This is a genomic window from Saccharopolyspora sp. ASAGF58 (assembly GCF_012277335.1).
Taxonomy (GTDB): domain Bacteria; phylum Actinomycetota; class Actinomycetes; order Mycobacteriales; family Pseudonocardiaceae; genus Saccharopolyspora; species Saccharopolyspora hattusasensis.
In genome coordinates, this window is sequence record NZ_CP040605.1 from 7793974 (window position 1) to 7814098 (window position 20125).

19 protein-coding genes are annotated in these 20125 nt (G+C 68.3%); 6 read left to right on the forward strand and 13 right to left on the reverse strand.

The features are described from left to right. Nucleotides 1-189: 189 nt before the first annotated feature. From FDZ84_RS36505 to FDZ84_RS36525, 5 genes are all read right to left on the reverse strand, one after another. Nucleotides 190-2277 (reverse strand): xanthine dehydrogenase family protein molybdopterin-binding subunit, encoded by a 2088-nt coding sequence (locus tag FDZ84_RS36505; protein WP_168589550.1) that lies wholly within the window; start codon nucleotides 2275-2277, stop codon nucleotides 190-192. Then, nucleotides 2274-3260, reverse strand: coding sequence for a xanthine dehydrogenase family protein subunit M (locus tag FDZ84_RS36510; protein ID WP_168589551.1), 987 nt, complete (start codon nucleotides 3258-3260; stop codon nucleotides 2274-2276). Before FDZ84_RS36510 ends, FDZ84_RS36505 begins: the two co-directional genes overlap by 4 nt. Then, on the reverse strand, nucleotides 3257-3748 hold the full coding sequence (locus FDZ84_RS36515; RefSeq protein ID WP_168589552.1) for a 2Fe-2S iron-sulfur cluster-binding protein: 492 nt from the start codon (nucleotides 3746-3748) through the stop codon (nucleotides 3257-3259). Before FDZ84_RS36515 ends, FDZ84_RS36510 begins: the two co-directional genes overlap by 4 nt. A gap of 390 nt (nucleotides 3749-4138) precedes the next feature. Next, the gene (ligD, locus tag FDZ84_RS36520; RefSeq protein ID WP_246868678.1) at nucleotides 4139-5041 is read right to left on the reverse strand and encodes a non-homologous end-joining DNA ligase; all 903 of its coding nucleotides are present in this window, start codon (nucleotides 5039-5041) and stop codon (nucleotides 4139-4141) included. A gap of 6 nt (nucleotides 5042-5047) precedes the next feature. Next, a complete protein-coding gene (locus FDZ84_RS36525) occupies nucleotides 5048-5617 on the reverse strand; it encodes a DNA polymerase ligase N-terminal domain-containing protein (RefSeq protein ID WP_168589553.1) in 570 nt (189 codons plus the stop codon). A gap of 439 nt (nucleotides 5618-6056) precedes the next feature. Between FDZ84_RS36525 and FDZ84_RS36530 the strand changes: the two genes are divergently transcribed. Together FDZ84_RS36530 and FDZ84_RS36535 are read left to right on the forward strand one after the other, a co-directional pair. After that, nucleotides 6057-6272 carry a hypothetical protein gene (locus FDZ84_RS36530; RefSeq protein WP_168589554.1) on the forward strand — a complete coding sequence of 72 codons (216 nt, stop codon included), beginning with the start codon at nucleotides 6057-6059 and terminating at the stop codon, nucleotides 6270-6272. Between the two features lie 713 nt (nucleotides 6273-6985). Beyond that, nucleotides 6986-7789: an exodeoxyribonuclease III gene (locus FDZ84_RS36535; RefSeq protein ID WP_168589555.1), complete on the forward strand. Its 804-nt coding sequence runs from the start codon at nucleotides 6986-6988 to the stop codon at nucleotides 7787-7789. A 147-nt stretch (nucleotides 7790-7936) separates the two neighbouring features. On the opposite strand, the gene FDZ84_RS36540 is transcribed toward FDZ84_RS36535, so the two are convergent. Both FDZ84_RS36540 and FDZ84_RS36545 read right to left on the reverse strand, forming a co-directional pair. Further along, complete coding sequence (locus FDZ84_RS36540) at nucleotides 7937-8866, reverse strand: glycoside hydrolase family 16 protein (RefSeq protein WP_246868679.1); 930 nt, start codon at nucleotides 8864-8866, stop codon at nucleotides 7937-7939. Between the two features lie 292 nt (nucleotides 8867-9158). Further along, nucleotides 9159-9821 carry a hypothetical protein gene (locus FDZ84_RS36545; protein WP_168589556.1) on the reverse strand — a complete coding sequence of 221 codons (663 nt, stop codon included), beginning with the start codon at nucleotides 9819-9821 and terminating at the stop codon, nucleotides 9159-9161. Between the two features lie 395 nt (nucleotides 9822-10216). Between FDZ84_RS36545 and FDZ84_RS36550 the strand changes: the two genes are divergently transcribed. Next, nucleotides 10217-10876, forward strand: a complete 660-nt coding sequence (locus FDZ84_RS36550; protein ID WP_168589557.1) for a GntR family transcriptional regulator — start codon at nucleotides 10217-10219, stop codon at nucleotides 10874-10876. 138 nt (nucleotides 10877-11014) lie between these two features. Here the strand turns inward: FDZ84_RS36550 and FDZ84_RS36555 are convergent, their stop codons facing one another. The 3 genes from FDZ84_RS36555 to FDZ84_RS36565 form a co-directional block, all read right to left on the reverse strand. Next, complete coding sequence (locus FDZ84_RS36555; RefSeq protein WP_168589558.1) at nucleotides 11015-12220, reverse strand: acetyl-CoA C-acetyltransferase; 1206 nt, start codon at nucleotides 12218-12220, stop codon at nucleotides 11015-11017. 102 nt (nucleotides 12221-12322) lie between these two features. Then, on the reverse strand, nucleotides 12323-12967 hold the full coding sequence (locus FDZ84_RS36560) for a CoA transferase subunit B (RefSeq protein WP_168589559.1): 645 nt from the start codon (nucleotides 12965-12967) through the stop codon (nucleotides 12323-12325). A 9-nt stretch (nucleotides 12968-12976) separates the two neighbouring features. Then, nucleotides 12977-13690 (reverse strand): CoA transferase subunit A, encoded by a 714-nt coding sequence (locus tag FDZ84_RS36565; protein WP_168589560.1) that lies wholly within the window; start codon nucleotides 13688-13690, stop codon nucleotides 12977-12979. A 156-nt stretch (nucleotides 13691-13846) separates the two neighbouring features. Here FDZ84_RS36565 and FDZ84_RS36570 point away from each other — a divergent pair, with 156 nt between their 5' ends. Then, entirely contained in the window at nucleotides 13847-14632 is a 786-nt protein-coding gene (locus tag FDZ84_RS36570) for an IclR family transcriptional regulator (protein WP_168589561.1), read from the forward strand. A 152-nt stretch (nucleotides 14633-14784) separates the two neighbouring features. On the opposite strand, the gene FDZ84_RS41425 is transcribed toward FDZ84_RS36570, so the two are convergent. Next, nucleotides 14785-15060, reverse strand: a complete 276-nt coding sequence (locus FDZ84_RS41425) for an NUDIX domain-containing protein (protein WP_168590623.1) — start codon at nucleotides 15058-15060, stop codon at nucleotides 14785-14787. Between the two features lie 828 nt (nucleotides 15061-15888). Here FDZ84_RS41425 and FDZ84_RS36580 point away from each other — a divergent pair. Then, on the forward strand, nucleotides 15889-16251 hold the full coding sequence (locus FDZ84_RS36580) for a hypothetical protein (RefSeq protein WP_168589562.1): 363 nt from the start codon (nucleotides 15889-15891) through the stop codon (nucleotides 16249-16251). A gap of 28 nt (nucleotides 16252-16279) precedes the next feature. Here the strand turns inward: FDZ84_RS36580 and FDZ84_RS36585 are convergent, their stop codons facing one another. After that, nucleotides 16280-16594, reverse strand: coding sequence for a hypothetical protein (locus tag FDZ84_RS36585; RefSeq protein ID WP_168589563.1), 315 nt, complete (start codon nucleotides 16592-16594; stop codon nucleotides 16280-16282). A 365-nt stretch (nucleotides 16595-16959) separates the two neighbouring features. Between FDZ84_RS36585 and FDZ84_RS36590 the strand changes: the two genes are divergently transcribed. Further along, on the forward strand, nucleotides 16960-17511 hold the full coding sequence (locus tag FDZ84_RS36590; protein ID WP_168589564.1) for a dihydrofolate reductase family protein: 552 nt from the start codon (nucleotides 16960-16962) through the stop codon (nucleotides 17509-17511). 1606 nt (nucleotides 17512-19117) lie between these two features. On the opposite strand, the gene FDZ84_RS36600 is transcribed toward FDZ84_RS36590, so the two are convergent. Beyond that, nucleotides 19118-19840 (reverse strand): class I SAM-dependent methyltransferase, encoded by a 723-nt coding sequence (locus FDZ84_RS36600; protein WP_168589565.1) that lies wholly within the window; start codon nucleotides 19838-19840, stop codon nucleotides 19118-19120. Nucleotides 19841-20125 lie beyond the last annotated feature (285 nt).

Below are 20125 nucleotides of genomic sequence, written 5' to 3' on the forward strand. Positions count from 1 at the left end.
TTCTCGGTACCGATCGACCGATCGGCGCATGCCGTGACCTGGGTCGGCGTCGTAGGTGCCATCCGGGTTGCGCAGGCCGAACGCGTTGGACTTACACGAATCGGGGATCCCGGAGTCCAGGCGGCGTCTGAGGTTGCGCTACCCGCACCGCCACGCAGGACGGGCCTGGAAACGGCCGCTACAACAGGGTCAGGTCAGGAACCTGTCCAGGGTGATGGGCAGGTCCCGGACCCGGATTCCGGTTGCGTGGTGCGCCGCGTTGGCTATCGCCGCCGCCGTGCCCACGATGCCAAGCTCGCCGATCCCCTTTGCCCCCATCGGATTCACGTACGGGTCGTGCTCGTCGATCCAGTCCGCCTCGATGCTGCCGATGTCGGCGTTGGCCGGGATGTGGTACCCGGCGAAGTCGTGGTTGACCACGTGGCCGAACCGGGGGTCTACGACGCTGCGCTCGTGCAGCGCCATGGACAGCCCCATGGTCATCCCGCCGATCAGCTGCGACCGCCCGGTCTTGGCGTTGATCATCCGGCCGACCGCGAAGATCCCCAGCAGCCGCGGCACCCGCACTTCCCCGGTGCTGGTGTGCACCCGGACCTCGGCGAACTGCGCGCCGAAGCTGTGCATCGACATCTGCCCGGCGTACGGGTTGTCCGGGATAGCCCCGGTGACCTCGACGCCCTCGTCGGGGATCGGGCTGCTGTTGGGCAGCTCCGCGCGCAGCCGGCGGGCCGCGTCCACGATCGCCGAGCCCCAGCACAGGATCCCGGTCGAGCCGCCGGCACCGGAGGCGTACGGCAGATCGGTGTCGCCGATGCTCAGCACCACCGCGGACATCTCAACCCCCAGCGCGTCCGCAGCTATCTGGGTGAGCGCGGTCCACGCCCCGGTGCCGATATCGGCGGCCCCGATGTGGACCCGGTACCGGCCGTCCGGCCGGGCCTGGATGGTGGCCCGCGAGCCCGGCATGCTGAACACCGGATATGTCGAGGCGGCCACCCCGGTGCCGACCAGCCAGGGCCCGTCGCGGTGCGCGCGCGGTGCCGGGTCTCGCTCCGCCCAACCGAACCGCTGGGCGCCCTCGCGCAGGCAGGCGACCAGGTTCCGGCTGGAGAACGGCCGCCCCGTTTCGGGATCGGTCTCCGGTTCGTTTCGGATGCGGAACTCGACGGGGTCCAGGCCGCAGGCGATCGCCATCTCGTCCATCGCGACCTCCAGGCCGAACATGCCCGGGGCTTCGCCGGGCGCGCGCATCCACGACGGCACCGGGACGTCGAGCTCGACGAGCCGGTGCGTGGTGCGGCGGTTCGGCGCGGCGTACATGACGCGGGTCGGCACGGCGGTCTGCTCGGCGAACTCCTTGATCCGGGAGGTCTGCTCGACCACGTCGTGGCTGATCGCGGTCAGCCGGCCGGACGCCTCGCTGCCCATGCGGATCCGCTGGATGGTGCCGGTGCGGTAGCCGACCACCGAGAACATCTGTTGCCGGGTCAGCACGAGCTTCGCCGGGCGCGGGGCGACGAGCTGCGCGGCCATCGCGGCCAGGACCACGTGTGCGTGCGGCAGTCCCTTCGAACCGAAGCCGCCGCCGGTGTGCGGGCAGACCACGTGGATCCGTTGCGGATCCATGCCGAACAGTGCCGCGATGGAGTCACGCACCCAGTGCACACCCTGCGTGGAGTCGTAGAGGGTGAGCTCGTTGTCGGACCAGATCGCGATGGTGGCGTGCGGCTCCAGCGGGTTGTTGTGCTCCTGCGGAGTGGTGTAGGTGGCGTCGAGGACCACTGCCGCCGAGGCGAGGGCGCCGTCCACGTCACCGTCGGTGGTGTCGGTCTGGAAGCCGCCGTTGACCTCGTCGGGTTTGACCAGGTCGGCGCGGGCGGCGTGGAACGAGACGTCGTGCTCGCGCGGTTCGTAGCTCGGCCGCACCAGGCTCGCCGCGCGCCGGGCGGCTTCCGCGGTCTCGGCCAGCACCCCGCCGATGAACTGCCCGCGGAAGGCGACCTCGGGCGACTGCAGGATCGCCAGTTCGGCGTCCTGCGTCGAGGCCAGCCGCGGCGCGTTCTCGTGGGTCAGCACGCCCACCACGCCCTGTTCGGCCATCGCCTCCGTGGTGTCGATACCGGTGATGCGGCCAAGCGCGATTTCGGACTGCAGCGGGAACACGTACACCGGCTGGTCGACCGGGTGCTCGGCGGCGTACAGGGCTGCGCCCCGGACCTTCTCGGCACCCTCGATGCGGTCGATCGGCGCACCGATCAAGGGGGTCGTGACGGTCATCGCCGCACCTCCAGAAGCTCGGTGAGGACTGCCACGATCATGTTGCGCGCCAACTGGATCTTGAACTCGTTGCCGGGAAGCGGGCGGGCGTCGGCGAGCTCCACAGCGGCTGCCTCACGGAACTCCTCCTCCGTCGCGGCGGCGCCGCGCAGCACCGCCTCGGCCCGCGTCGCCCGCCACGGCTTGTGCGCGACGCCGCCCAACGCCAGCCGGACGTCGCGCACCTCGCCGTCGACGGCGTCCAGCGCAGCGGCCACCGATACCAGGGCGAACGCGTAGGAAGCGCGGTCGCGGGCCTTGCGGTACCGGGAGTTCGCCGCGAAGTCCAGCGACGGGATGTCGATGGAGGTGATCAGCTCACCGTGCTCCAGGACCGTGTCCCGCTCGGGCTCGTCCCCGGGCAGCCGATGCAGCCCGACCAGCGGAATCGCCCGCTGCCCGTGCGGCCCCTGGGTGTTGACCACCGCATCGAGCGCGACCATCGCCACCGCCATGTCGGACGGGTGCGTGGCGGCGCACAAGTCGGAGGCGCCGAGGATCGCGTGCTCGCGATGGAAGCCGTCCCTCGCCGAGCAGCCCGTCCCGGGATCCCGTTTGTTGCAGGGCGTCGTGACGTCCTGGAAATACGCGCATCTGGTGCGCTGCAACAGGTTCCCGCCGACCGTCGCGAGGTTGCGCAGCTGACCGGAAGCGCCCGCCAGCACCGCCTGCGACAACATCGGGAAGCGCTCGCGGATCACCGGATCGGCCGCCAGGGTGCTGTTGGTGACCGCGGCGCCGATGCGCACGAACTCGGGGTGCTGCTCGACCCGGTCGGAGGTCAGCTGCCGGACGTCGACCAGCACGTCCGGCTGCTCGACCTCCAGCTTCATCAGATCCACCAGGTTCGTGCCGCCCGCCAGGAACGCCGCGTTGGGCGTTGCGGCGAGGGTGCTCACCGCGGTACCGACGTCGGGGGCGAGCTGGTAACGGAACGGCTTCATCGCTGCGCCACCTCCGCGATGGCGGGGATGATGTTGGCGTACGCGCCGCAGCGGCAGAGGTTTCCGCTCATCCGCTCGCGGATCTCGTCGTCGAGCCCGGCACCGTCCGCGGTGACCGCGCTCGGCTCACCGTCGTGCATCTCGCACAACACGCCGACGGCCGACACCACCTGGCCGGGCGTGCAATATCCACATTGGAACGCGTCGTGCTCGATGAAAGCCCGCTGCACCGGGTGTAGATCCGCCCCGGCCAGGCCGTCCGCGGTGCGGAACTCCGCGCCGTCGAAGGCGACCGCCAGCATCAGGCAGCTGTTGACCCTGCGGTCCCCCAGCAGCAGGGTGCACGCGCCGCACTGGCCGTGGTCGCAGCCCTTCTTCGGGCTCATGATCCCCAACCGCTCCCGCAGGGCGTCGAGCACGGTCGTCCGCGTGTCGACCGTGAGGCGGTGCTCGATCCCGTCCACGACGAGGGTGATTTCGGCTTCCACGGTGCCCTCCCCTCCAACCTGTTATCAGGCTTACCCGGGAGGCTGCCGCGTCACGCACGCCGCTTCAGAGCTCTTCTTCCGCCGCGGCTCGCTCGTCGGTGGTCTCGTCGCGGTCGTCGTAGCGCAGTGCTCGGACGAGCTCGACACCCGCTCCACAGGTCGCCGCCGAGCTCGTCCGCGTCGACGCTCTCCGCGTCCTGCAATGTCGTCGGCTTCGGTTCTTCGCGCGGCACCTCGGTTCCCTGCTGCGGCTACGACATGCCCGTCACCGTTCGGCGAGCGTGACAACATCCACACTGCCGAGCCGCTGCCGAGTCGCTGCCGAGTCGCTGCCGAGTCGCTGCCGAGTCGCTGCCTTGCGGCGCCGACCTTGACCACATCCGTATCCGGCTAATCCTGGTTGCCGGGATGCGGAAAGTCGCTCCCGGATCGCGCATCTTCCAGCCCCGCCCAGGGGTCGTCCTTCTGTGCCAGCCGCCGCGCCATGTTCGCCAGGCCGTAGGACTGCGGTGCCACGCGGCCGAGCTCGTCGAGGTCGACCGGGGTCGCGGCCGGGGCTCCCGCGCGGGCGCGCAGCGAGTAGGGCGCGATCATCGTCTGTCCGTAGGCGTTGCGGTTGGTGTCCAGGAAGATCCGGTCGCCACGCTTGTCCTTGCGCTGCTCGACGGTGAGCCGGTCCGGCTCATCGCTCGCCATTGCATCGGCTAGCTCCCGGATGGCCGCCCGAACCTCGTCGAATCCCCGTTCGCCGCGCAGCGGGGCGGCGACGTGAAATCCCTTGCCGCCGGTTGCCTGCACGTGCGGCGACAGCCCGGCGCCCCGGAACCGCTCGCACACCAATCGCACCACGTCGCGGAGTTCGGCCAGGTCCGCTCCCTCCGGCGGGTCCAGGTCCAGCACCGCGAGGATCGGCCGATCCAGATCATCCACTGTGGACAATCCGACGTGGAACTCCAGGCACGCCTGGTTTGCCAGGTAGAGCAGCGTCGCCGCGTCGTCGACGACGGCGTGGTGCACCACGCCCTGGCCGCCTCGCTGCGGCACGGACGCCACGCGCACCCATTCCGGGAAGTGGTTCGACGCCTCCTTCTGGAAGAACCCGCCGGAGCCGATGCCGTCCGGGAAGCGGCGCAGCGTCAGCGGTTTGCCGCGCGTGTGCGCGACCATCACCGCCGCCACCGACCGGAAATACTCGACCACGTCCTGCTTCCGGTAGCCGTCATCGGGGTACAGGACCTTCTCCGGGTTGGACAGCTCGATCCGCCGCCCCTCGACCTCGAGCTGCGCGGCCACGGGCGATCACCGCAGCTCGTCGTTGGTCCGACCGGTCAGCACTGATTCGGGCTGCGTGCTGACCGGATCGCGCCGCCGGTCGGCGCCCTCGTCGTCCACCTTCACCAGCAACCACTGCTCGCGGCCGCGGAAGTCGGTGCGGGACAGGGCGAAAGCCCCGCGCAGCTTCTCGCCGTCCAGCCAGACCTTGACGTGCCCGGCGGAGAGCCCGTCTGCCATGGCGACCGGCTCGCCGCCCCGCTCGGTGTCGTTGCGGTACGTTCCGGTGTCCCAGACGACGACCGTGCCCGCGCCGTAGCCCTCCGGGATCCCGCCCTCGAACTCGACGTAGTCGAGCGGGTGGTCCTCGGTCGGGGTGGCCAGCCGTTTCTCGCGTGGGTCCAGCGACGGCCCCTTGGGCACCGCCCACGACTTGAGCACGCCGTCGACTTCCAGCCGGAAGTCGTAGTGCAGGCTCGACGCGTCGTGCTTCTGCACCACGAACCGCGGCTCGTCGCCCGGCTCGCCGCCGGAGGGTTCCCCAGAGCGTTCGAGAGCGCGTTTGCGGTGGTAGGTAGCCAGCTTCTTCCCAGACATGCCGTCGGCGTACCCGGCGCGCGGCCGGGTTTAACCGGCACCGGCACCCGGTCGATCAGTTACCGAGCAGGCCAGCAGGAGGCGGGTGAGCCAGCGCCTCCGCCAGCACCGGGTCCCGTGAGTGTTTTATGGTGCCACAGCGCCCAAAAACACTCACGGAACATCGCCGACGAGTTCCGACGCGCCTTCCTGGAGAGCAGCGGGCGCCGGATCGCCCGCGGCACCAAACCAGATCCAGCGCAACATCATCGCCGAACGCGTCCTCGGTCTGCCCAAAGTGACCACGCGGCGCACGGCGGCCCGGCTTGATGCCATAGTGCGCGGAGTGGGGTGGTCGCGTTGAGACGATCGGGTGAAGTCTGGTACCGGGCGCAGCCGATTTTGTTCCCATGGGACGAGAAACCGACCAGGCGGTGCGCCGACCCCAGGGAGACGAACCATGCAGCAGCACGTGCACGCCGAACTGATCGGCGGCCCTGAAGACGGCCGCTCGTTCATCATCCCCGCCCCGGAGACGGACTTACCGATCGGGCAGTTCACCTTCCCGGCGCCCTGCGACGGCGAGGCGCCGTGCGCCCGCTACGACCGGCAAGACCGCCGCGCGGACGGCGTGTGGCGCTACCAGTACGCGGGCGAGCAAGCCATCTTCCACTGACCGGGCTCCCGTGCCCGCACAGGAAACACCGCGCGGCGACCGCTTCCGGCGTGGGCTTCGGCTCTTCCCCGGCGATCCGCGAATCCGCGTTCCTGATGTCGGGGATCTCCCGAGGTTCCGCCACCCGCACCGGCCATGGCGCTCTCCCCCCGCGACATCCATCACCTCATCTGGCCAATTGCCACAACTACACATCTGGCGCGCCGGTCGATCGTGACCGCGGCGGTCACACCGGCGATCGCGGATCGGCCGAGTCACCTCCCTGGAAAATTAATTAGCATGGTTAATAAATCATGTGCGGCCATCGGTCCAGGAGCAACCGCGTCCTAACCGAGCGGATCAGCAAGGCAGTCGCAGCGCCCGCCACCGGACGGCGGCTTCGACCCGCCCGCCGAGCTCGCCGACATGCTGACCGGAGCCGGCCTGGACCCGGCCGACTCCGGCGATCGCGTCCCCTTCCGGGGAGCCGACCCAGTGGTGCCCAGCCCCCGGCGACTGGGCGGGTCCTCCGCCATCGCGCTGGCCGACCGAAATGGCTCCCCCGCCCCCCGCTCCCCCCACCAGGCGGGCGCTCGCGTTCCGCTGGGTGGAGCGAACGGACTGTTCGCCTCAATAGAAGCGGTGAACAGTCCGTTCGCCCCACCGATCCAGCCGCGCGCCCGATGGGTGCCCCTCACCTAATAGTTGACGGGTGGTGTGACAGGGTTCGGGTTATGCGGATCGCTTCCTGGAACGTCAACTCCGTCGGTGCTCGGTTGCCCAAGCTGCTCGACTGGCTGGGCACCGCTGAGCCGGACGTGCTGTGCGTGCAGGAGCTCAAGTGCGCCGCCGACGCCTTCCCCTTCGACGAGGTCGGCGAGCTCGGCTACGAGGTCGCCGCGCACGGCACCGGCCGCTGGAACGGCGTGGCCGTGCTGTCCCGGGTCGGCATCGACGAGGTACGCCACGGGCTGCTCGACGAGCCGGGCTTCCAGGCCGACGGCGCGATGTTCGAGACCCAGGAGCCCCGGGCGGTCGGCGCGACCTGCGGCGGCGTCCGGGTGTGGTCCGTATACGTCCCCAACGGCCGCGAAGTCGGCCACCCGCACTACGTCTACAAGCTGCGGTGGCTCGACGCGCTGCGCGCCACCGCCATCGAGGAGATGGCCGCCGCCCGGCGGCCGTTCGCCGTGCTCGGCGACTTCAACATCGCCCCGACCGACGCCGACGTCTGGGACATCGCCGCCTTCGCCGACAGCACTCACGTCACGGAGGACGAGCGCAAAGCGCTTGCCGCGCTTGCGGAAACCGGCCTCGCCGAGGTCTACCCGCGGGCGCTGAAGTACGACATCCCGTTCACCTACTGGGACTACCGGGCGCTGCGCTTCCCGAACAACCAGGGCATGCGCATCGACCTGGTCTACGGCAACGAGCAGTTCACCGGTGCGGTCACCGATTCCTACGTGGACCGCGAAGCCCGCAAGGGCAAGGGCATCTCCGACCACGCCCCGGTGGTCGTCGACCTCGACCTGCCGTGATCGATCCCCAGCGCGATTCCTCGATCGTCCGGTCGGCACGAGCCTGGACCCGAGCCCAGCGGCGGGACAGCTCGACGCCGAATCCGCCGTCACCGGCGACGTCTGAAGGCCGACCCCTGGCGACGGCGTCGGCCTCCAGGTCTTCGATCAGCGGTTGTAGACGGCCACGTAGTCGACCAGCATCGGGTGGCCGGGTTCGGTGGCCGGGTTGGGAGTCGTCGTACCCGAGTCGCCGTTCGGGAACGCTCCCCCCATCGCCACGTTGAGCAGCAGGAAGTATCCCTCGTGCGAGGTCATGTTCTGCCAGGCCGTCGGGCTGATCTGGGACTCGCTCACCGAGTGGAACTGCTGGCCATCGACGTACCAGCGCAGTTCCTCGGTGGGACCGGTCCGGTCCCACTCGACGCGGTAGGTGTGGAATCCGGCCTGGCAGGCCACGTCGGGGCAGGGGCGGCTGCCGCCGAGACCGGTCATCTCGTTGCACGACCCGCCGGGGGCGACATCGCAGTGCAGGACGCCGTGCGTCTCGTTCTTGCCGTTGACGTTCTCCATCACGTCGAACTCGCCGATGCCGGGCCAGTTCTGGTAGTTGCCGCGGTACGGCGACCCCAGCGCCCAGAACGCGGGCCAGTAGCCGAGCGCCGCCTCGCCGGTGACGTTGGGCACCTGGAGGCGTGCCTCGATGCGGAGGACGCCGCCCTCAGCTGCTTTGAAGTCGGTCCGCTGCGTTTCGATCCGCGCCGAGGTCCAGTTCCCCGCGGCGTCGCGTAGCGGCGTGATCTTCAGGTTCCCCTCGCCGTCGTGGGCGAGGTTGGCCGTGTCGGAGGTGTAGGTCTGGATCTCCCCGGTGCCCCAGTTGGGCGGCCCGCCGGGGTAGGAGGTTCCCGTGTCGATGATCCACTCGGATGACAGCCCCGTGCCGGCGGCCCCGGTGAAGTCGTCGCTGAAGGTCAGCTTCCAGCCCGCCTCCGGCGGCGGCACGTCAGCCGAAGCGGAGGGGACAGCGAATCCGACGATGGCCAGCCCCGCGGAAAGGGCAGCGGCGGCGATGCGGCGGCGTGTCAACCTGGTTCTCAAGTGTTCCTCCCGACGGTCCTTAACCTTCCAGTGAGCGCCCCCGAGGAACGGGGATCTCGATCACGGGATCCGCTACCCATCAAAACTTTTGTGCCTACAACAAACAACCGGCAAACGCACCATTCCCCTGCAAAGGGCAGGGCAACGCCTTCTGGGCGTTCCCAGATTCCCAGGCGCGCCAGAAACCCGTCCGACGATTTGGTACTTCGGTTCAGCCGTTTTCGCCTAAAACGCAACAGGCTCCAGCACCTTCCAAACCGCCCGGTTGGCGCCCAAAAACGTTCACGGTCCATCACGCCTCTGCGGATTCCGCGGTGGCGTGGTCGTAGTAGGTGAGGGTGCCGCGGGCTCCGTGCAGGGCGAAGTCGGCCTCCGGGGTTGCCGGTTTCCCCGCCATCTCGATGATTTCGCGCATCGTCACGTTCACCAGGTCGTCGAGGGCCCGCCAGCGGGCCGCCGGGTCGGTGCGTTCCTGGGCCTCCGGGGCGAAGTCCGTCCCGCACCGCCGCAGGCCCTCGCGCAGTTGCCGGATCAGCTTCATGAACGTGTCGTGATCTCCGCTGGGCACCAGGTCGTCGGCGCGGGATGCCAGCTGCCCGGCCATGTAGGCGATGTCGTCGACGTGGTTGCCGAGCCACTTGCGGCGGCGGTAGATGCCGCCCAGCTCCGGCCACCGCTTGCGGGCCGCCTGCCGCGACCGGCCGGTGATCGCGCTCAGGTCCGCGAGGCTCGCGCCCAGCCACACCGTCTCCTCCGCGGCCGAGGCGGTCTGCCGCCACGCCGCCTCGGACATCAACTCCTCCGCCTCCAGCGCGGCGCCGAGCCTGCCGAGTGCGGCCACCCGGCGATCCTGCTCGTCGCCGACGTCGCCGCCCTTCGGGCCCGGATCGATCGCCTCCACCGATACCGCTACCGCCAACTGGCGAACCAGCCGCTCGGCCTCTTCCGCTGACATGTCCAACCTCCTTGTGAACCTTTGGTTCACAGTATCATTGTGAACCTCAGGTTTACACTCGGATTTCTTCGACGCGGCCGTGCACGGAGCACCGCACGACGCTGCTATTCCGGCCAAACCCGCACGGCCCCACCTTGGACGACGTCGTCCTCACGCTCACCGGCCGAACCCTCCGCGAAGCCGAAAAATCCTGAAATCCCAACCGAAAACCCGGTCTCGCACCTCGCCGAAGCCGGGCGGGCGCTGTTCTCCGGCCAGCTCCTGGACCCGTCGGTGCCGCACGGGATCATCGCGGCCGCAGCGATCGCCGTTCTGGTCGGGAACTCGTGCGATGAAGCGCGGCAGCTGAGCCTTCCTCGCATAGGCTGGGGGCCAGCGACCTAGGAGGAGGATCCGTGTCGGTCACCGGTGAGCAAGCCGCGGATGTCCGCGTTCCCCTGCGCGACCAGGTGCGCGAGGAGTTGCAGGCCCGCATCGCCGACGGTCGGCTGCGCCCCGGTGACCGGATCTTCGAGCAGGACCTCGCCGCCGAACTCGGGATCTCCCGGGTTCCGGTGCGCGAGGCCATCCGGATGCTGCAGAGCGAAGGCTTCGTCGACGTGCTGCCGCGCCGGCGTGGTGTGTTCGTCCGCGGGCTGGACCGCCAGCAAGCCAAGGATCTGTTCGAGGTGCGCGAGGCCCTCGAGGTCTACGCCGCGCGCCTGGCCGCCGAGCGGGCCGAGCCCGCGGAGGTGGCGCAGCTGGCCGATCTGGCCCGCCGGGCGCGGGAGGCTCACGAAGCCGGCGACGTCGACACGATGTCCAGCTCCAACGCGTCCTTCCACGACAAGCTGGTCTCGCTCGCGGGCAACGATCTGATGGCGTCGATCCTGGAACCGCTGCACGGCCGGCTGGCGTGGCTGTTCCGGATGAACCTCGAACCCGAGCGGGTCTGCACGGAGCACGAGCAGCTCCAGTCCGCGATCGCCGCCGGCGACGCCGACCGGGCCGCCGCGGTCGCGCAGCAGCACGTCCTGTCCAGCCAGCGAATGGTCCTGGAACGGATGCTGCCCTGACCGCTCGGGCATTGCAGCGCCTTGATCGGTGCGGCCGCGTTCACCGACGATCGGCACGAGCCCGCGCGACGGCAAGCGATTCCGGTTCGTGAGCGCGCAACCGGGTTGGAGCCCGGTTGCGCGCTCACGAGCAAGGTGTCAGGTCTTGGGGACCCGGAGGATCAAGGCATCGCCCTGGCCTCCGCCGCCGCACAACGCCGCCGCACCGGTGCCACCACCACGACGCTTGAGCTCCAACGCCAGATGCAATGCCAACCGCGCACCCGACATACCGATCGGATGCCCCAACGCGATCGCACCACCGTTGACGTTGACCCTGTCCTCACCCACACCCAACGCACGAGCGGACACGATCCCCACCGCCGCGAACGCCTCGTTGATCTCCACCAGATCCAGACCCGCGGCGTCGACCCCCTCCTTGACACACGCGGCCCTGATCGCATTCGACGGCTGCTCATGCAAACTCGCATCCGGACCCGCCACCACACCATGCGCGCCGATCTCGGCCAACCAGCTCAACCCCAGCTCCTCGGCCCTGGCCTTGCTCATCACCACGACCGCCGCCGCACCATCGGAAATCTGCGACGCCGAACCCGCCGTGATCGTGCCATCCGCAGCGAAAGCCGGACGCAACTTCGCCAACGTCTCAACCGTAGTGTCACCACGAATGCCCTCATCGGCATCCACCACCACCGGATCACCCTTACGGCGCGGCACCTCGACCGGGACGATCTCCTCCGCGAACACACCCCGCTCCACCGCCGCAGCGGCACGCTGGTGCGAACGAGCCGCGAAAGCGTCCTGCTCCTGCCTGCTCACGCCATACCCAGCGTTGTACTTCTCGGTCGACAAACCCATCGCGACCTGGTCGAACGCGCAAAACAGGCCGTCGTGGGCCAGGTGGTCGAGCAGCTGCACGTCGCCGTACTTGAAACCCTCCCGCGACCCGGTCAGCAGATGCGGCGCCTGCGTCATCGACTCCTGACCACCGGCCACCACGATCTCGAACTCACCCGCCCGGATCAGCTGATCAGCCAACGCGATCGCATCCAGCCCCGACAGACACACCTTGTTGATCGTCAACGCCGGCACATCCATCGGGATACCCGCGGCCACCGCCGCCTGCCGCGCCGGGATCTGCCCCGCACCAGCGGTCAGCACCTGACCCATGATCGTGTACCCGACCTGATCCGGACCCACCCCAGCCCGCTCCAACGCCGCCCTGATCGCAACCCCACCCAGCTGCGCACCAGAGAAGTCCTTGAGCGAGCCGAGCAACCGCCCCATCGGGGTCCGCGCACCCGCCACGATCACAGAACTACCAGTCGTTCGTGCTCTTTCCATTGGTCCACTCCCAAAATCTGTACGTCGCGTCCGAAAGCTGCTACGTCTGCCCGGGATTGACGCCCGGGTCACCGACGAGACCGGCGTCGGTGCTCGTGCGCATCACCGCGTCGCAACCGGTTCCAGGATCGGGGCGCCGGTCTTGTCGCGGACCTCACTCTCGGTGACGCCGGGGGCGAGCGAGACCAGGCGCAGCCCCTCCGCGGTCACGTCGAGCACCGCCAGGTCCGTGACGATCCGGTCGACCACACCGGCACCGGTCAGCGGCAGCGTGCACCGCCCGACGATCTTCGGGGTGCCGTCCTTGGCCACATGATCGGTGAGCACGACGATCTTGCGGGCACCGACGACTAGGTCCATCGCACCGCCCATGCCCTTCACCAGGGCACCGGGGATCGTCCAGTTCGCCAGATCGCCGCCCTCGCTCACCTGGAGGGCGCCCAGGATGGCGATGTCGATGTGCCCGCCGCGCATCATCGCGAACGACTCCGCCGAATCGAAGTAGCTCGCTCCGGGATTGACCGTGACGGTCTGCTTCCCGGCGTTGATGAGGTCGGCGTCTTCCTCTCCCTCGAAGGGGAAGGGCCCCAGGCCCAGGATGCCGTTCTCGCTCTGCAGCGTCACCTGCACGCCGTCCGGGATGTGGTTGGCGACCAGCGTCGGGATGCCGATCCCGAGGTTGACGTAGTCGCCGTCGCGGAGTTCGGCGGCGGCGATCGCCGCCATCTCGTCGCGAGTCCAGGTCATGGGTTGCTCCTAATCGGCCAGGGCGGGGACGCGGGGCCGCACCGTGCGCTTCTCGATGTCCTTGATGCGGGGCCGGGCGAGGACCAGGCGGTCGACGTAGATGCCCGGGGTGATGACCCGTTCCGGGTCGAGGTACTCCTCGCTCAGGTGCTCGGCCTCGACCACCGTCACCTTCCCGCTGGTCGCGATGACCGGGTTGAAGTTCCGCGCGCTCGCCCGGTAGACGAGGTTGCCGGCCGGGTCCGCGGTGTGGGCGTGCACGAGCGCCACGTCAGCGACGATCCCCCGTTCCTGGACGTAGGTCTGCCCGTCGAACTCCGCCAACGGCTTGCCGTCGGCCACCGGGGTTCCGACGCCCGCGCGGGTGTAGAACGCCGCGATTCCCGCGCCGCCGGCCCGCAACCGCTCGGACAGCGTCCCCTGCGGCGCGAACTCCACGACCAGCGCCTTGTCCAGGTACTGCTGCGCGAACAGCTTGTTCTCACCCACGTAGGACGCGATCACCTTGGCCACCTGGCGGTTCTCGAGCAGCAGCCCGAGTCCCTTGCCATCGACACCCATGTTGTTGGAGACCACCGTCAAACCGGTGACCCCGCTGTCACGGACGACCTCGATGAGGTCGCTCGGGATCCCGCACAGGCCGAAGCCGCCGACGGCGATCGTCATCCCGTCTTCGAGCACCTCGGCCAGTGCCTCCGCCGCACTCGAGCGCAGCTTTGACAACTCATCACCCCTTCATCGGTCCGCTAGATGAACAGCAGCAGTAAAGGAGCAACCTCGTGTTCACCGCAACAAACGGGGGCGAACGCCGGCCGAATCGCTCGTCGGGTGACCGTTGATCGACCTCGGCGTTCACTCAGTGGACGCTAGGGTGGAGGTATGAGCGCTAGCCCCAACGCCCATTTGATCGGCCGGGTCGGCTCGGTGCTCCGGGCGCTGTCCGCCGCCAACGAGGCGGGGGCGGCCACCAGCGATCTCGCCCGGGCCACCGACCTCCCCCGGCCGACCGTGCACCGCCTGCTCAGCTCCCTGGCGGATGAGGGGTTCGTCGACCGCGACCGGCGCACGGGCCGGTGGTTCCTGGGCCCCGAACTGTACCTGCTGGGGCAGACGGCCGGCACCCGCTACGACGTGACGCACCACGCCCGCGCGAGCGTGCACCGGCTGGCGGCCAAGACCGGTGAAAGCGCGTTCTTCTCGGCTCTGCGAGGAGAGGAAACGGTGTGCCTGCTCCGCGAGGACGGCGACTTCCCGATCCGGTCCTTCGTGCTCTACGAGGGCGCCCGGTTCCCGCTCGGAGTCGTCTCCGCCGGCCTGGTCATCCTCGCCTTCCTTGACGACGCTGAGATCGACGCTTACCTGGAACGGACCGACTTGACCAGCCGATGGGGCCAGACGCACGCCCCCGAGGAAGTGCACGCCCGCATCGCCCGCACCCGGCGCGACGGCTACTCCGTAAATCCCGGTCTGGTGGTCGAGGGGAGCTGGGGCATGGCGGCGGCGGTGTTCGACCGCGCGGGGCAACCCGCGTGGGCCCTGACGCTGACCGGAATCGAGCCCCGCTTCCGCCCGGAGCGGCAACCCGAACTCGGCGCCCTCCTCCTGCACGAGGCCCACGCCCTCAGCCGAACGCTGGAGACCTCCGCCCGCAAGGCGCACCTTTGATCCGGATGCAGCTGGCCAGCCCGATCAGGCAGCGTCCTTCCGGGAGGCGACAGTGACCGGTTCAAGATCGCAGCGGTAGCTGTACGCCAAGATGTAACTCCTGTAGTTCTGGTGAGGCTACGCGTCTTGGGTGCTGGTAGACGCTTAAGCGGTTAGCCTGCCACAGCATCTGGTGTGATCATCTGAGCATTTGGCATCCATACGTACTCCGCCCCTGGGTGTCCGTCTGAGCGGCTTCCGGAGCGTTTCGGCGGGTTCCACCCGACCGCGTAGAGCTGGCCGGTGAGGTCGAGTCCGAGTTCTTCACGGACTTCTCGCCCGCATGCTGCGGTGGGTGGCGCGTTTTGTTCGATCAGTCCGCCCGGTAGGTGCCATCGCTTGTCGTCGACCGGGCGGACGATCAGCCATCGGCCGTCGTGGTCCTGGATGAGACCGCGTGCTGTGCCGGGGTGCGCCGGGGTGCGCCTGTGCTGTTCGGCTCATTTCCGGGTTGCGGTGATCAGCCTTCGCGCGCCCTGCCGGAGGAGGTCTCCAGCGACCCATGCGCCCAGGCTGGCCGGGTCGTCGAGGGGGCTCCAGCCGTGGGAGCGGACCCATTGGGAGCCGTCGCGGTTGAAGACCATGCCGAACAGGCTGAGTTTCCCGTCAGCGGTGGTGTGGGTTGTCCGGCTATGGGGCTGTTGCGTTGCCCCCGGAGCATGTGCAGCATCGTCCGTTCGGCTGCGATGTGGCGGGCGGTGTCCGGGTCGTTGAGTTCTTCCAGCAGCCGCATGACCGGTTCGTCGGCCGCGACTTTCCGCTACCGACCCACGCGCCGCCGCGGCGAAGGTCGCCACCTGGCCGTGAGTGATTTTGGGTGCCATAGCACCAAAAAACGCTCACGGGCGTGAAGTCGAGGTGGGAAAGGAGGTGGGACGATCTCCCACCTCATGCCGAAGGCATACGAAGCGCTGCCACCTGCTTCTCCACTGGCGACAACATCATCAGCGGCCAGTTTGCCGATGCCGGGCGGCCGCCGGGCGACTCAGCGTCCGAAATCTGGCCGCCACAGGCGGAACCACGGAGCTGGTCGCCCTGCGCACCGACGCCCACGGCTACTGCACGGCTTAGCGCCAATGGTGGTAGATCAGGTCGCGAGGATCCCCGCCCCCGATGCCGATCGAGAACTCCGGCGTATCCCCCATAAGGGCGGCAGGTGGCGACGCGCCATCGGATCTGCCATCCAGACGCCCGAACGTCACGAAAGATGCCCATCCGTGACCAGCATCGACGAGGCCCTGCAGCTCTACCCGGAGCTCGCTGTCCTGATCGCGCTCTCGCACGCCCTGTGGACCTTCTGGTACCTGACCGACACGGCCGGGCGCCCGGAGTGGCTCGTCGGTGTGCTGAACTGGCCGGAGTACAGCGATGCGCTGTGGATCGTCGATCGCCGCGAGGCCCTCGCGGTTCGGCTGCGCGTCGACTCGCCGGGCACGCGCGGAGGGGTCGTCTGGCAATCCTCGGGCTCGTTGACCGCCGCCATCGACGCGCTTCGCGCCCTCCCCGCGCCGGATGAGCCCGGTGCGCCGAGCCGAGTGATCCGGTCCGGACCGTTCTGGCCGCCGCGCGGTTTCTGCTGACTCCGTCCAGCCGGCTCTTCGATCGGCGTCACGGGTAGCGCACCCGCGGATGCGCGGGATCGAAGGCCTGCCTGGCGCGATCACGACGTTCGAGGGCGGCGAAGAACCGGACCATGCCGGCCTGCCCGTGCAGGCCCGCCGCCAGCTCACGTCGGCCGCACTCCTCGGCCGGGCGGTTGTCGAGCAGGTCTCGCGCGGCCCGGTCCAGTTCGGCGGCGAGCCTCTCCAGCAGGGCGGCCCGTTCGGCGTGGTCGTGGGTGATCGCGCATCGTCGCATCAGATCTCGGATGCGCACGACGGTGGTCCGTGGATACATCGAGAAGGGCACGTCCGCGGCTGTCATGCGCTTTCTCCCTGCGAATCCGGCGACACGCCGAGTACTACCGCATTCGCCAGACCTGGGCAGCGCGCCCGGGGCCCGCAACCCCGCAGTCGCGGCGTCCAACGCCGCCAGCGGAGCGCATTCCCCCAGCGTGTCAAGGTCTTGCCACTCAACCGAGCGGATTTTGGGTCGACGGCCGTCGGCAGCACCCGAGTGACCTCGTGCACTCCGCGCGGGAACTCCGCCGGATACCGATGAGTTCGCGGATCTGCTTCAGTCAGTATCGGCCGAACCGGAACAAAAGAATGATCGGCCGCGGGATCGGTACCGGGCGAGGAGCGCTTGGCCCGGACCCGCGCGTCGTCAACGAGACAGGAGATCCACCGATGGGCAAGATCCGCGTTCAGGAGTTCGTCAGCCTCGACGGCGTGTTCGAGAACCCGAGCTGGACCGCCGAATACGGCTTCACCGACGAGATGGGCGAGTCGATCGGCCACCTGACGGAATCCAGCTCAGCGATCCTGTTGGGACGCACCACCTACGAGATGTTCGCCCCGGCCTGGTCCGGCCGCACCGCCGAGGACGACCCGGGCGCGCCGTTCTTCAACAACTCCCCGAAGCACGTGGTGTCGTCCACCCTGACCTCCGCCGACGAGTGGCAGAACTCAACGGTGCTCGGGGCCTACGACCCTCAGGCGATCCGCAAGCTGAAGGAGGAGACCGACGGCATCTACATCAGCGGCAGCGGCACCTTGGTGCGCGCGCTGCTGGCCGACGGCCTGATCGACGAGCTGCACCTGCTGGTCTACCCGGTCGTCCTGGGCTCGGGGGCGAAGCTGTTCCCGGAGGGCACGCAGCGCATCCCGCTGACCCCGGCCGCGCAGGAAGCGTTCCGGAACGGGGTTGTGCACCTGACCTACGGCCCCGCCAAGTCCTGAGCCGCTCTGTTGAACAGATCCCGTGAGTGTGCGCCGTCCGGTTCTTTTTCGTTGCTATAGAGGCGGTTTCCAAACTCGTCCTGCGTGGCGGTGCACTACCGAACCGGGACCGCGCCTCCTCGCCGTGGAGGTCACACGAAGCTGCGGATGTGCTTGAGTCCTCGCGGGTGGTGTTCGAGTCGATCACGCTGAGCTTGCGGCTGCCGACTGTGACCGGGACCGGCGCGGAGGACGTCAGACGTACTCGCGTCGAGAGGGTCACCAGCGCGGTCTGGCCACGAACAGGGCGGCGATAATGCGTTCGACCATCCGTCGGTGCCGATCAAGTGCAGGCCTGGACTCGATCCGATGTAAAGACGTTGTGGAGCCGCCTGCCGTCGTCGGCGGCGACAGGCGGCCCAGGCGGCCCAGGCGGTCCGATCAATCCACCAGGCTTCGATGCCGCTCTCCCGCAGTGGGTGTCTGCCCAGTTAGGCCACCTGCGGGTACCGGCGTCCAGGTGCGCGACTGCCAGGTGCCGACGGACATTTCGGCGGTGATTCCCGGGCCGAACGCGGCGATCATGCCGCGGGCGGCGTCGGGCAGGGACCCCTCGTCGAACAGGCGTCGCAGCGCGTCGAGGACGACGACGCTGGCGATGTTCCCGTACTCGGTCAGGGTGGCCCAGCTGGCCGGAACGAGGTCTTCGGCACCTGCAGCAGGCGCCGGAGGTCCTCAAGGATGCGAGGGCCACCACTCCTGCCGATAGGTCGACGTAGGTAGCCGCAGTCGGTATCGTGGCCGATAGAGCCTGATGGCCGACGCTGGCATACACCACTTTTGTTGTTATATGCCATATTGCCGCAGGCAGACGCCGGTCGGCGCACCGTTGCCCTTTTGTACTAATTCCGCTGCCCGCTTGTACACCCCTTGGAAACTTTGACGACCGCCTCCGCTGCCAAGGCAGCACGATCAACCCCCGAAGGCCTTACGAACTCGACCACTTAAAAGGAACTGCCGGGGAACAAGACGTAACGTCCCGGTTTTTTGAAACATATTGTGGTAGGGGCGATTTCGTGGTGACCGAGGCGGAGCTTGCGGACCCACGTCACGATCGATGTGTCCACTGTGTACAAGTCGATGGTCGCCGCCAGCGGCCTACTACCGGGCGCCACCCTGATCGTGATGCCTTTCACGTGGTTCAACTGGCCAACAAGATGGTCGGCGACGTCCGCCGCCGGGTCTCCTTCGAGCCCTACCGGCGCCGTGGCCGCGTGGGTGATCCCGCGAAATCCGAATGCTCGTCGCAGCCGCTTTCCGGCCAGTGTTCAACGATCGAGAGGGTGAACGCGCTCTGCGGCTGCTTTCCTCGTTCCCCTTACTGAGCTTTCGCGATCTGGGGTGACGGCCGTGTGATCTCGACTGGCTGTGTCGATGATCAACCAGCGTGTGGTGGCGCGACGGGATCGGGCTGCGATCGAGCACGGCGGGTGTTCGGTGGCGCGGACGGTGTCGACGCCACGCTTGGCACAGGTGATGGCCTCGTCATAGTGTCGGGTCAGAGGTTGGCCAGTTCGACGCCTTTGACGCTCGGCCAACACCCGAAATCCCCTTCCGAAACACGAAGTCAGTTCTGGCGTTCCGCGACAACCTCCCAAGCGGGGAACTGGGCGAATCCGCCGCTGAATGCCACCTCGTCCCCGGAAGGTTCGGGAAGGTTGATCGCCGCACATACTGTGCGGAGCAGATCAAGAGTAAAGGCAACACTGATCACGCCAGGGGTGATGTCGGTGATGGCCCACCCCGCTGGCGGCAGCGTCGCATACAACTCGTCGCGGGTGATGCGGAACGGGCCGGGCAGTGTCGTCGGCAGCGCCTCGGAGACGCAGGTCATCAGGAGGCGAGCGTCTGTCCGGCACACTCTGTGCAACTCACGGATGTATACCTGGCGTTGCTCGATGGTTAGGCAGTGATACAGGGCGGAGTCGATCACCGTGTTGTAGGCAGTAGGCAACTTCAGGTCGATGGCGTCGGCGATCGTGAATCGCACCGGGAGGTCATCATTGGCACGAGTACGGGCAATATCCAATGCGTGCGGGGCGGCGTCGAACCCGGTGACCTGGTAGTTGTGCTGGGCCAACCACACTGCGTTGGAACCGGTGCCGCAGCCAGCATCCAGCACCTGCCCGGTTATTAACCCGGCGTCGTGCCAGCGCACTACTGTCGGACTTGGGTCAGCTGAATCCCACACGGGTATATCTAGGGAAATACCGGGTAGTGGCTTGCGAGCGTAGAGAGCATCATATTGGAGAGGGGTCAGATACAGTTCGCCGGTGGGCAGGATGGTCATGGTGGGATTCCTTCTAATCGGGGGGGCGCAGCGCCATAGCACCAGGGCAACGTCACGTTGAATCATGTGGTCCGTTGCGGCTTCGCGGATCATCCCACGCTCACCCGCCCACCAACGGCGGGATGGTCTGTGTTGACGTCGGCGTGGGTGAGGGGACGAGGCCGCTGTCAATGGCTTTTGGAGCGGTGGCTTTTGTGACGGCGAGGAAGGCGTGAGCGGGCCCCGCGAGGGTGATGTGCCGGCGCCGGGCGTGGTAGCGGCGTATCTGGTAGTGGTACGACTTCA